General features: G+C 62.1%; 11 protein-coding genes. 6 read left to right on the plus strand and 5 right to left on the minus strand.

Features of this window, described 5'->3' with window-relative positions; all coding sequences use genetic code 11:
* Window positions 1–21 precede the first annotated feature (21 nt).
* The gene (locus tag CPI83_RS10335) at window positions 22–1,596 is read left to right on the plus strand and encodes a molybdopterin-dependent oxidoreductase (protein ID WP_097387177.1); all 1,575 of its coding nucleotides are present in this window, start codon (window positions 22–24) and stop codon (window positions 1,594–1,596) included.
* Here the strand turns inward: CPI83_RS10335 and CPI83_RS10340 are convergent.
* A complete protein-coding gene (locus CPI83_RS10340; RefSeq protein WP_097387178.1) occupies window positions 1,583–2,218 on the minus strand; it encodes a TetR/AcrR family transcriptional regulator C-terminal domain-containing protein in 636 nt (211 codons plus the stop codon). The genes CPI83_RS10335 and CPI83_RS10340 overlap by 14 nt on opposite strands.
* A gap of 158 nt (window positions 2,219–2,376) precedes the next feature.
* Here CPI83_RS10340 and CPI83_RS10345 point away from each other — a divergent pair, with 158 nt between their 5' ends.
* Window positions 2,377–3,609 (plus strand): amidohydrolase family protein, encoded by a 1,233-nt coding sequence (locus CPI83_RS10345; protein ID WP_021334169.1) that lies wholly within the window; start codon window positions 2,377–2,379, stop codon window positions 3,607–3,609.
* A gap of 1 nt (window position 3,610) precedes the next feature.
* Here the strand turns inward: CPI83_RS10345 and CPI83_RS10350 are convergent, their stop codons facing one another.
* Together CPI83_RS10350 and CPI83_RS10355 are read right to left on the minus strand one after the other, a co-directional pair.
* Window positions 3,611–4,312 carry an HNH endonuclease family protein gene (locus tag CPI83_RS10350; RefSeq protein WP_097387179.1) on the minus strand — a complete coding sequence of 234 codons (702 nt, stop codon included), beginning with the start codon at window positions 4,310–4,312 and terminating at the stop codon, window positions 3,611–3,613.
* An 80-nt stretch (window positions 4,313–4,392) separates the two neighbouring features.
* Window positions 4,393–5,313, minus strand: a complete 921-nt coding sequence (locus CPI83_RS10355; RefSeq protein ID WP_097387180.1) for an NADP-dependent oxidoreductase — start codon at window positions 5,311–5,313, stop codon at window positions 4,393–4,395.
* Window positions 5,314–5,405: 92 nt separating this feature from the next.
* Between CPI83_RS10355 and CPI83_RS10360 the strand changes: the two genes are divergently transcribed.
* The 3 genes from CPI83_RS10360 to CPI83_RS10370 all read left to right on the plus strand — a co-directional run bounded on the left by CPI83_RS10360 (window position 5,406) and on the right by CPI83_RS10370 (window position 9,891).
* A complete protein-coding gene (locus CPI83_RS10360) occupies window positions 5,406–8,222 on the plus strand; it encodes a DEAD/DEAH box helicase (RefSeq protein WP_047889200.1) in 2,817 nt (938 codons plus the stop codon).
* Window positions 8,219–8,992 carry an SWIM zinc finger family protein gene (locus CPI83_RS10365; RefSeq protein WP_029255725.1) on the plus strand — a complete coding sequence of 258 codons (774 nt, stop codon included), beginning with the start codon at window positions 8,219–8,221 and terminating at the stop codon, window positions 8,990–8,992. Before CPI83_RS10360 ends, CPI83_RS10365 begins: the two co-directional genes overlap by 4 nt.
* A gap of 149 nt (window positions 8,993–9,141) precedes the next feature.
* Entirely contained in the window at window positions 9,142–9,891 is a 750-nt protein-coding gene (locus CPI83_RS10370) for a GntR family transcriptional regulator (protein ID WP_019749216.1), read from the plus strand.
* A 54-nt stretch (window positions 9,892–9,945) separates the two neighbouring features.
* Here CPI83_RS10370 and CPI83_RS10375 read toward each other — a convergent pair whose 3' ends face one another.
* Both CPI83_RS10375 and CPI83_RS10380 read right to left on the minus strand, forming a co-directional pair.
* Window positions 9,946–10,404 carry a glucose PTS transporter subunit IIA gene (locus tag CPI83_RS10375; RefSeq protein WP_019749215.1) on the minus strand — a complete coding sequence of 153 codons (459 nt, stop codon included), beginning with the start codon at window positions 10,402–10,404 and terminating at the stop codon, window positions 9,946–9,948.
* A complete protein-coding gene (locus tag CPI83_RS10380) occupies window positions 10,401–10,631 on the minus strand; it encodes a PTS glucose/sucrose transporter subunit IIB (protein WP_097387181.1) in 231 nt (76 codons plus the stop codon). The genes CPI83_RS10375 and CPI83_RS10380 overlap by 4 nt, the downstream gene beginning before the upstream one ends.
* 327 nt (window positions 10,632–10,958) lie before the next feature.
* On the opposite strand from CPI83_RS10380, the gene CPI83_RS10385 reads away from it, so the two are divergent.
* Complete coding sequence (locus CPI83_RS10385) at window positions 10,959–12,302, plus strand: PTS transporter subunit EIIC (protein ID WP_097387182.1); 1,344 nt, start codon at window positions 10,959–10,961, stop codon at window positions 12,300–12,302.

Below are 12,302 nucleotides of genomic sequence, written 5' to 3' on the forward strand. Positions count from 1 at the left end.
CACCGACAGAGCCGAGACGACATGGTCACACAGAACATCGACGAGCACCCGAGCACCGAATCTCGTCCACCGCGTCGTAGATGGGCTGCTCACGCGATCTCCGGAGTGTTGGCCGCGGCTGTCGTCCTGGGCGTCGGTGAACTGGTGGCGCTGCCGATCAACCCGGACGCGTCGCCCTTCTACGCAGTTGGCGCGACCACCGTCGACCGAACCCCGGCGTGGGCTCGCGAGTTCGCGATCGACACCTTCGGCACCAACGACAAGCCGGCGCTGTTCATCGGAATGTCGATATTGATCGTTCTGCTCGGTGCGGTAGCCGGGCTGTTGGAACGGCGACGCCGCCCGATCGGCAGTGTCATCCTCGTTCTTCTGGGCGCGGTTGGTGTGTATGCGGCGATGCAGCGCCCGACTGCCGATGCGATGTACGTGTTCCCGACGCTGGTCGGTGTGGTGGCGGGCGTCGCAACCTTGCGGTTGCTGATCACGCAACTCGAGGTGCCGCTCTCGCCTGGCGTCGCCGACTCGTGGTTGCCTCGTCGTCAGTTTCTTCTGCTGGCAGGTGCGGCGTTGGCAGTGGCTGCGGCAGCGGGTGCCGCCGGGAAGTTCGTGGGGCAGAGAATCGCCGGAGCAGTAGCGAATCGTGAAGACTTTGTCGTACCCACTGCCGCTGACCCGGCGCCGCCGATTCCGGCGGGTGCGGACATCGCGATTGCGGGTGCGTCGACGTACATCACGCCCAACGACGACTTCTATCGAATCGACACTGCACTCCTCGTTCCGCAATTGACGACGGATTCGTGGGAACTGCGGATTCACGGAATGGTGGACCGCGAGATGACGTTGTCGTTCGACGATCTGGTGGCGCGAACGCCCATCGAACGGGTCATCACGCTGACGTGTGTTTCCAACGAGGTGGGCGGCGTTCTGGCCGGGAACGCGAAGTGGATCGGTTATCCCATGAAGGACCTGCTCGACGAAGTCGGTGTCCATCCCGACGCCGACATGCTCCTGTCGACCAGCGTCGACGGCTTCACAGTCGGCACCCCGGTCGAGATAGTCACCGACGGCCGTGACGCGATTCTCGCCGTGGCGATGAACGGTGAGCCGTTGCCGTTCGAGCACGGCTATCCCGTTCGGCAAGTAGTTCCCGGCCTATACGGTTTCGTCTCCGCCACCAAGTGGGTGACGGAGTGGGAACTGACGCGTTTCGACAAGGTTGAGGCCTATTGGACCCAGCGCGGTTGGGGTGCGCAGGCACCGATCAAGACGTCGTCGCGTATCGAGGTGCCGGCAGCTTTGGCGCCGATCGAGCCGGGCCAGGTGCTGGTGGCGGGAACGGCCTGGGCGCAGCATCGCGGGATCGAGAAGGTCGAGGTTCGCGTCGACAACGGCGAATGGCAACCGGCGACACTGGCGCAGGAGTACTCGATCGACACCTGGCGTCAATGGTCGTGGATGTGGGATGCAGGCTCAGGTTTGCACACCGTGCAGGTCAGAGCGACGGATTTGGACGGGAGCGTTCAGGTGGAAGAGCGCACTCCGCCGATTCCCGGTGGAGCCACTGGATGGCATACGAGGTCGTTCACCGTGAAGTGACAGGTAGATCCGAATGGGATTCGGTATACAGGCGGACGACGCACTGGGCCATCCATCCAGCGATCAGCGTTCGCAGGCCGAAGTCGAAGGTGTCGTCGGTTCGCAGTGGGTTCGCGGCCTCACGCGTGACCTCGCTCGCGTTGGAGGATTGAGTCCACGCGACATCCGGCGTCGAGAGTTTCACGACGGATCCGAGAACCAGACTGTCCAGCGTGGAAATTGCGTGACGCGTATCGGTCGAATCGAAACCCCCGTCCGAAAATGCTTGAACGAGTGCAGTATCAATATCAAAAGTCACCTCGGTGCGGACGCTGCGTGTCATGAGTAGCGGGATGAGGCGCCAATGTTCGACGGCAGCTCGGCGATATGCCCACCCCCACGCGCTGATCCGTTCGCTCCATCCTGCGGGTGGGTGGGGGACAGAGATCGACGACATCACGCGGATGCGCATGAGTTCGACGATCTCGGATCGACCCGAAATATGTGTGTAGAGCGAAGACGGAGTCACGTTCAGTTGCTTGGCGATCCCGGGCATGGTGAAGTCGCCGGTTGCGTCGACAGCATCCAGAGCCGCGTCGGTGATGTTTCGCGTGGACAGTATCGGCTGAGTGGGACGCGGCATCGATTCTCCTGGTGAGGGATTCGTCGGCAATCTCGGACTTGATCGATTGATGAGAACTCCTTGATTTCGGGAGCCGGTATGCATCATACTAACCGAACCCTATTCGGTATGTCGGCGGAATCTTCCGGCGATCGGTACACGTCGGAGGAACATTCAATATGTCTGTCGTATGGCTGACCGGTGCAACGATCATCGACGGCACGGGCGCCGACCCGATCGAGAACTGCGCTGTTGCCGTGGAAGATGGCCGCATCAGTGCACTCGGTGGAACGCCGCCCGCGGGGGCGGAGGTGCTGGACTGCACCGGGCTGACAATCACGCCCGGCCTCATCGACGCACACGTTCATCTCGGTGGATCGAGCGATCTCGCACCGAGTCTGCGGCGTCAGATCTCGGTAGCCGAGCTCGCTGCAGACATGTTCGCGACCTGCGCATCGACCCTCGACGGAGGATTCACCACTGTTCGTGACTGCGGCGGAATCGACGGTGGACTCGCCGGAGTTGTCGCCTCGGGCAAGATTCCGGGTCCGCGGATCATTCAGTGCGGCCCGATCCAGTGCCAGACAGGTGGACACGGACACCTGGCGGCCGAGTGGGAGCCGACTTCGGACTGGTCCGATCATGACATCCCCGGATTACGTTGTATGTCTCTGCTTTCCGACGGTCCGCACGAAATGCGAAAGAACGTTCGCGAGACGTTCCGCAGGGGTGCGGACTTCCTCAAACTGTGTGTTACCGGGGGAGTGGTATCGACTCATGACAAGCTCACCGATACCCAGTTCACGGTCGACGAGATCGAAGTTGCCGTCGAGGAAGCCAATGCGCGCGGTACCTATGTCACGGTGCATGCTCACAACAACGAGGGAATCCGAAACGCTGTAACTGCCGGCGCGAAATGCGTCGAGCACGGCTCAGGTATCGACGACGAGACTGCCAAGTTGATGGCCGAGCACGACGTCGCGTTGGTGCCGACGTTGGCTGTGGTGCAGGCACTCTCGGACAGCGCGGCGTCAGCAGGTCTACCCGAATCGATTTCGGCTCGGATCGGTCAGATGATGCAGGGTCAGATCGACGGGCTTCTTGCTGCTCGAAATGCCGGCGTCAGAGTGGGATTGGGATCGGACCTCATCGGTACCGATCAAACGGGCCGGGGAATGGAGCTAGTCCTGCGCGCCAAGGTCGAAACCCCGATGGACGCATTGGTTTCCGCTACCCGGATCAACGCCGACATTCTCGGTATCGCCGACGAGGTCGGCACCATCGAAGTCGGCAAGTTCGCCGACCTCGTTGCGTTCCGCGGCAATCCGTTGACGGATCCGTCCATCTTCGCCGATCGTGAGCGCATCGCACTCGTCATTCAGAGCGGTCGAGTGGTGAAGGACGGCCGGTAGCTCAACAGCGAGTGGCGAGTTCTGTCAACGCCGAGTGATCCGCCCGGCTGACCGGTAAGCCGTAGGAAATCGCGACGGTCAAGTACTTGCCGGCGTAAAAGCATCGGTATGCAGGATTGGGCGGCAACCACTCACTGGGCGTGCTGTCGCCTTTCGACTGGTTGTCGGGGCCGTTGACGGCCAACAGGTTCAGTGACGTGTCGTTCGCGAACCTCATCCGAAGCGCGGGCGTCCAGGAGTTCGCGCCGAAGTCCCAGGCCGCGGCGAGTGGGAAGACGTGGTCGATCTGGACGGACTTGGCCTGGCTGCGTTCGAATTCGATGCGATCACCGGAGTACGGGTCGGTCATCGCGCCCGACAGTACGACGCAGTCACGTGTTCCCGGTTTGAACACCACGTCCGAGAGATCATGGGCCAGAACGTTGTTGCGGGTATCGCACCCGTCGTGGCCACCAGGTGCGTCCTGGTCGTCGGACCAAGCGGGGCCGAAGACGCAAGCCTCGCCGTTACCGCAGCCGCGCTCGTATCCACCCGGATGTGGTCGGTTGTCGACAATCGCGGTCCGGGACAGCAGCGATTCGAGCTCCGATCGTGTCGGGCTGCCCGGGGCCGAATCGAGACGCTCGTCCCCGAACCATCCGCAGGACGCGACGAGACATACGAGCGCGAGCGTCGACAGGATCGCAGATAACCGTGCAACCACCTGTGCCCCCGTCCGTCGTAGACGGTGATTCAACGCCGCCCGTCGTAGACCGTGATTGAACCATCGGGGGCCGACAGAAATCAGCCGAACTCGATCACCACTTTGCCGGCTGCATGGCCGTCTTCGACTGCAGCGAGCGCTTCCCCAGCGCGGGAGAATGGGTAACGGCCGGACACGGACGGGTCGAGGGTCCCGTCGGCCACGAGTGCCGCGACCTCCGTGAATACTGCTGTAGTTCTTCGGCGTTCGACACCGCCGCCGCCGAGTCGGCTCGCCGCCAGAGGATCGGCGATGCTCAGGATCGGCGCGTCCGGTCGGGCGAGCTCAGCGCCGCGAGTGAGAGTGTCCCCGCCGACCAGGTCGAAAACCGCGTCCACTCCGTCTGGGGACAACGCGGACACTTCGCCTGCGAAGGCGTCTCCCGACGCAACCCACCGTGCTCCCGCTCCCTCGATCGCGGTTCGCTTGGACTCACTCGCGACGCCGATGACGTCGATGCCTCGAGACACCGCAATCGCGGTCGTGCTTCGACCAACGCCGCCGCCGGCACCGAGGAGCAGGAGTGTTGCCCCGGGTTTCAGATCCAGACCGTGGAGAGCGTCGTAAGCCGTTCCCGCCGCAACCGTCAGCACCGAGGCATCGGCCCAGGACACGGTCGGCGGCTTGTGTGCTGCCGAGGAGACGTTGAGCAATGTCGACGCGGCGTAGCCGCCGAAGCCGGTAGCGGTAGCGCCGAACACTTCGTCGCCGACCTCGAACTCGGTGACCCGCGGACCTACTCCGATGACAACACCGGACACTTCGCGGCCCAGAACCGCAGGCAGCGTCACCGGGACAGTATCTTTTCGAGTACCCGCGCGAACTTTCCAGTCAGCTGGGTTGACGCCCGCCGCTCGGACCGACACCAGCAGTTGGCCGGCACCCGGTGGGGGCAGGGTGACGTCGAAGTAGGACTGTGTGTCGGGTCCGCCGTACTCGGTGAAGCCGTATGCCGTCGTCATGACTGCCAGCCTATTGCCCAGCCAGATCGGAAGGACGGTCCGGAAGGGTGGTGTCGAAGAGCGGTGTCGGTGGCACCTGATTGGATGGTCGGATGCTGCATGGACTCTGGTCACCGGGATCGGGGCTCAAACTGTGGGTCGACGGGCACGACGGTGCCGGAACCGACGATCCGCGAGATCCGGTCAGTGCTGTCCTGCATCGTAAGTTCCGTCATCGTGTGAATGTCGCTATGCCGCCCGTACCTGGCGGGCCTTTGCAGAGTGAGTACGCAGCTGTTGCGTTGGCGCCGCCGGACGCAGTCGCTCTCCTGCTGCGGTTCAAGGCCGACGATCAGCGAATTGCGGGAGACCTGCACTTTCTCGTACACGTGGCGCGAGGAATCGACCGTTGGGTGCGCGCCGGCCGGGTGGTGCCGGCGCTGACGCGAGCCGAGGGTAGTTGGTGGCCGCGGTGGCAGTTGTCGGTGGGGGAACGCCAGCGCGCCTGGATCGGCGAATTGGTAGTGGCCATGCCGCCGGTGCAGCGGTCAGTCGGCTCGCCGAGGGCGACGATCGAAGACATCACGAACGAACTCACGGACCCGATCGTCCGTCGTGTTCTCGGTGACTCGCATCCGGTGGTGCAGACCCCGCTGTGGCAGGCCGTGTTGTCCGGGGACGCTTTCGACGACGTGTCGGTACGAGCGGCCGAGGGACTCGCCGAATGGGGGTCGACGTTCACCGCCGGAGAGCCGGACCTGGTTCTGCGGCTGATCGAGCCTGAACTCGACGACAATTCCGATCCCGACGACGATGCGCTGTGGCGTCTGCACGTGTGTTTGCGTCCCGAAGGTGAAGCGCCCGAACGTGTTCGACTGCACCGGGCAGATCCCAAACGTATCCAGCTCGGCAGCCGCAAACTCGAAGAGGCGATCAAGGCTTACCCACGTTTTCGCGACGTGCCGCGCGACGAGGACAGTCTCGACCTGTTGCTGCCCACTCCTGTCGTGATGGACCTGGTCGGACACGGCGCGATAGTCCTGCGAGAGCGAGGGATCACGCTGCTGCTTCCGCGTGCCTGGAACGTGGTGTCTCCATCCCTGCGTGTGCGGGTGACCTCGGCGGCGTCTCCGATCGTTGCGGAGAATCGTACGGTCGGTATGGACCAATTGCTGGAATACGATTGGGAATTGGCGCTCGGAGACAAGGTGCTCACCGCCGAGGAAATGACCCGACTGGTCGATGCGAAGTCCGATCTGGTCCAGTTGCGCGGCGAGTGGGTTCAGGCGGACAAAGACGTCCTGGCCCGCGCGGCTCGTTTTGTCAGTCAGCGGCACTCGAGCGGGGACCGAGCGATTGTCGATCTGATCAAGGATTTGATCGCCGACGACCTCAAAGACCTGCCGGTCGAAGAAGTGAAGGCAACCGGATGGGCCTCTGCACTGCTCGACCAGTCGGTAGCTCCGCGGCAGGTCGCGGTACCGTCGACGGTCAACGCGACTTTGCGTCCGTATCAACGACGCGGTCTCGACTGGTTGGCGTACATGAGTGCTCTCGGGCTCGGCGCGGTACTGGCCGACGACATGGGTCTGGGTAAGACGCTGCAACTGTTGGCGTTACTTGCGCACGAGAAGTCCAAGACAGCAACCCTTTTGGTGTGCCCGATGTCGGTTGTGGGAAACTGGCAGCGTGAATCGGCGCGATTCGTGCCGAGCTTGCGCGTCTACGTTCATCACGGTTCGGATCGCGCTACCGGGGCGGAGTTGGAACAGGCAGTTCGTGAGAGTGACCTGGTGATCACCACCTACGCGCTCATGACCCGCGACGTCGCGGCCCTCAAGGATCTCGACTGGCGGCGCGTAGTGCTCGACGAGGCTCAACACATCAAGAACGCCAAGACATCTCAGGCGAGAGCTGCTCGCAGCATCCCCGCGGATCATCGCGTTGCTCTGACCGGAACGCCGGTGGAGAACCGACTGGACGAGCTGCGGTCAATCCTCGATTTTGCCAATCGCGGGGTACTCGGCTCGGAGCAGATGTTCCGCAAAAGGTTTGTCGTACCGATCGAGCGGGAAAAAGATCAACTTGCCGTCTCGAGACTGCGAGCCGTCACGTCCCCCTTTGTGCTGCGACGGGTCAAGACCGATCCCTCCGTGATCGCGGATCTCCCGGAGAAGTTGGAGATGACGGTTCGAGCGAATCTCAGTGAGGAACAGGCGGCGTTGTACCGCGCCGTGGTGGACGAGATGATGGCGCAGATCAAGGGAACGGAAGGGATGAAGCGCAAAGGCGCCGTCCTGTCTGCGCTGACCAAACTCAAACAGGTGTGCAATCATCCGGCGCACTTCCTGCGCGACGGTTCGCCGGTGATGCGCCGCGGGCAACACCGTTCGGGAAAACTTGGCCTGGTCGAAGATATCGTCGAGTCGGTCACGGCCGATGACGAGAAGGTTCTGTTGTTCACACAGTTTCGTGAGTTCGGGGAATTAGTGGTGCCGTACCTGGCCGACCGGTTCACCACCGAGGTTCCGTTTCTCCACGGCGGCGTGTCCAAAGCTGGACGCGACGCGATGGTCGAGGCATTCCAAGGCGCAGACGGTCCGCCCATCATGGTGCTCTCGCTCAAGGCCGGCGGCACGGGTCTGAATCTCACAGCGGCCAACCATGTGGTTCACCTCGACAGATGGTGGAACCCGGCGGTTGAGAACCAGGCGACGGACCGTGTCTTCCGCATCGGTCAGAGAAAGAACGTGCAGGTCCGCAAGATGGTGTGTGTCGGAACTTTGGAAGAGCGAATCGACACGATGATCGCGAGTAAAAGTGAACTCGCCGAACTTGCAGTCGGGACCGGTGAGAACTGGGTGACGGAGATGAGCGTCGAGCAATTGGACGAGTTGTTGCGACTCGGCGACGACGCGGTGGGCGAATGAGTCCGCGCGGTAAAGGCCCCGATTTCAGCGAGTACACCGGGCCCCGGCGGCGAGCACCTGCGCCGGTCAAGCCTCGTCCAGCGTTCGGGAGAACGTTCTGGGGCAAGGCTTTTGTCCGCGTCGTCGAAGAGATCGGCGACAAACCTCGTGTCACGCGCGGGCGAACGTATGCGCGTTCGGGTCAGGTTTTGGCGCTCGACATCGAACCGGGAGTGGTGACGGCCGAGGTTCAGGGCAGCCAACTTCAACCTTTCGTTTCCACGCTGTCGATCGACACTCTTGATCAATCGGATATCGACGACATCATCACCAAGATCCGCCGAGTGCCGGGAAGCCTTGCCGCGCTGGTGTCCGGCACTGTCCCGGACATGCTTGCTGCCCAACTGATACCGGACGGCCCGTCGGCTTTCCGTTTCGACTGCACCTGCCCCGATGACGGTTGGCCGTGCAAACACGCTGCGGCCGTGGCGTTCTTGACTGCCGAGCGGATCGACACCGATCCGCTGAGGTTGCTGAGACTTCGCGGGGTCGACCTGGAGCAGTTGATCGGGGGAGTGGAGGACGAGTCGACTGTTCCGGTAGACGTCGAGAATTGGTTCGGAATCGCTGCTGCCCTCCCCGCGCTACCGAAGGTGCAATTTCGACCGGCGATAGACGATCTGGATATCCGCCGTCTGCGTGAGGCGGTGGCGGCACTGGGATTGGACATGGCTCAGCAGAACGTCGCCTTGGACGAAATACGGTCCATCTACCGACGGTTGGACGGTTGAAATCGGACAACTCCGGACTGATGCTAGTTTCCTACCGTGAATTCCAGTATCGTTAATTGGACCGGTCCGGTCGGGACCTGCCCGCGATTTCAGATCGTTATCGTCGGCGAATAGACGACTATTCATTTCTCGGAGGGACAGTCGCTGTGATGCCCGTTCATTTGCGCGACAGCGCAATACCCAAACATGAGCAGTTGCGCACCATTCTCCTGCGCAAGTGCACCCAAGAACTCCAGCCTGGCGACTTGATGACCAGCGAGCGAAACCTGATGCAGGACTACGGCGTCAGTCGGATCACTGTTCGCGAGGCCATCGGCCAGTTGGTCAATGACGGACACCTCGTGCGTGTGCGTGGCAAGGGCACCTTTGTCGCGCACCGCGCTGTCCAGTCCAAGCTGCACCTTGCGTCGTTCACCGAGGAGATGAGGGCCCAGGGGCATCACCCCACCACAGTGGTCCTGGTCAGTGAGCAGGGGCCGGTCCCCGAAAGCACTGCTGCCGCACTGAATATGAGACCGGGTTCCGAGGGGTATCACGTCAAGCGCTTGCGCCTCGCCGACGGCGAGCCGGTGAGTGTGGACGACGGCTGGTTCAATCCGGAACTGTTGCCTGGTCTACTCGACATGGACTTGACGGGTTCGATCTACCGGGCGACCGCTGACAAGTACGACAAGCCGATCGACCGGGCAGAGCAGACTGTCAGTGCAGATGGTGCCAGTACGGAGATCGCGACTCTCCTCGGCACTCGTAAAGGCGCGCCGGTTCTGTACTTCGATCGAGTGTCGTTCAGTGAGATAGCGCCGGTCGAACACACTCGCAGTTGGTACCGATCCGACCGCTACCAGTTGCAGATGGAAGTGCAGGGCCAGGCGCGGCCCAAAACGCGCGGAGACCAATAGCCATCGTTCGAAACGAAAGGGCGAGCACACCTTCCGGTGTGCTCGCCCTTTGCGTTACGCCGACCAGTCGAACAGGGTGTCGCCTGTGGCGACGTCCCCACCGACGGAAGGGGATTCGACGGTGTCCGGTTTGGAATCCATCACGACAACCGGGCAGATCGCCGAGTAGCCGGTCGTGTCGATGTGCGCTGGATCGAAGCTGACAATGGGATCACCCGCATCGACGGTGTCACCCTCGGCGGCGATGAGCGTGAATCCGTCGCCTTCGAGCTTGACCGTGTCGATGCCGATATGAACCAGCACGCCGGTGGCCTTCTCGCCGAAGATCACAAACGCGTGGGGGTGAAGTTTCAGGATCTTTCCGCTGATCGGCGCCACGACCGTGAGCGGGCCTTGACCGCGGGCGGGTTCGATCGCGACGCCCGAGCCGACCATCTGCTGAGCGAAAACCGGGTCCGGGACGTCCGCGAGTGCGACGACCCGGCCGGGTAGCGGGGCGAGGACGACCGTCACAGGATGTCCTCGATGTCCTCGGCAAGGGTGTCGGCTTCGGGCCCGACGATGACCTGGACAACCGTTCCGGCCTTGAGTACGCCGTGTGCGCCGGCAGCCTTGAGGGCGGACTCGTTCACCTTCGCTCCGTCCTTGACCTCGGTACGCAGGCGGGTGATGCAAGCCTCGATCTCGACGATGTTCCCTGCGCCGCCGAGGCCCTTGATGATTGCTTCCGCTTTCGACATTTGCTGCTCCTGATTGTCGGGTTGGTCGTGATCGTTGAACGGTCGTACAGGTGGGCTGACTAGTTGCTGGTCAAGGCTATCCCGGTTACGTATGTCACATTTGGGTGTTGACAACTCGCCTCGACCAGGTAAAACTACAACTGGTTATGACCGGACAGTACCCGTTGGAAGTCCGGCTCCACAACAGTTTCGACAAAACGGTTTTGCCCTCACTTCCGAGCATGAACCGTGACCTGCATTTTCACGAAACCTGCACGTGCACGACACCCGAATTTCCAGAACCAGCGGCCGATCGCGACGCGGCCCGGCGAACGAAGAAGGTCCTTGATGACTCTCGAAGACACCCCGAAGAAGGAATCGAAAGTGTTCGCCGGGGTTCAACGCCTCGGCCGAAGCTTGATGCTTCCGATCGCCGTTCTGCCGGCTGCGGGAATCTTGCTCCGCCTAGGCCAGGACGACCTGCTCGGGCGATTCAGTTCGATGCACAGTGCTGCTGCAGTGATCTCTGCGGCAGGACAAGCAGTCTTCACGTGGCTGCCGCTGATCTTCGCCGTCGGTATCGCGATCGGCTGGGCCAAGAAGGCCGACGGCTCGACTGCCTTGGCGGCCGTCGTCGGCTACATGGTGATCGACGGAGTGTTCAAGGCGATGTCGCCCATCGTCCTCGAAGGGAAGACCGACCCGAACGGGGATCAATCACTGATCAACTACGGTGTGCTCGCCGGCATCGTGATGGGCTTGCTGTCGGCGATCTTGTGGCAGCGGTTCTATCGAACGAAGCTTCCCGATTATCTCGGATTCTTCAACGGGCGCAGGCTCGTTCCCATTCTGACAGCGATCACAGGTCTCGTCGTCGGTGTCCTGATGGCATTCGTGTACCCGTTGTTCAACTCCGGATTGAACTGGGTCGGTGAAGCAGTTGCTTCCAATACCGTTGTGGGCGGCGGCATTTACGGCGCAGCGAACCGCCTCCTGATCCCCACCGGCTTGCATCACATCTTGAACTCCGCCGTGTGGTTCCTGATCGGCGACTACCAGGACGCGAGCGGACAGATCGTTCGCGGCGACCTCAACCGGTTCTTCGCCGGCGACCCATCTGCCGGCACGTTCATGACCGGCTTCTTCCCGATCATGATGTTCGCCCTCCCCGCTGCAGCCTTCGCAATCTGGCGCAACGCCAAGCCTTCTCAGAAGAAGCTCGTCGGCGGCATCATGCTCTCCACCGGCCTGACTGCTTTCCTCACCGGTATCACCGAGCCGCTCGAATTCTCCTTCATGTTCGTCGCGTGGCCGCTGTACGTCATCCACTCGCTCCTGACCGGAACGTCGATGGCCTTGGTCAATGCGCTGGGGATTCACGACGGATTCACGTTCTCCGCAGGCTTCTTCGACTACGTGTTGAACTTCGGCAAGGCCACCAACGCATGGATGTTGATCCCGATCGGACTCGGCTACGCCGTGATCTACTACTTCCTTTTCAGCTTCGTCATCAAGAAGTGGAATCTGCGCACGCCGGGACGAGAAGAAGAGGTCGCGGTGGCCGCTGGTGAGCCCGACGCCGCGCTGCTCGAGGCCGAACTGGCACTGGCTGCCGAAGGTGACAGCCGCACCGACGCCCCGCTCGTCGCCGAACTGGAAAACAAGCTCGACAAGGAACTGGGAGGACGCTGA

The organism is Rhodococcus sp. H-CA8f (assembly GCF_002501585.1).
Taxonomy (GTDB): Bacteria; Actinomycetota; Actinomycetes; order Mycobacteriales; family Mycobacteriaceae; genus Rhodococcus_F; species Rhodococcus_F erythropolis.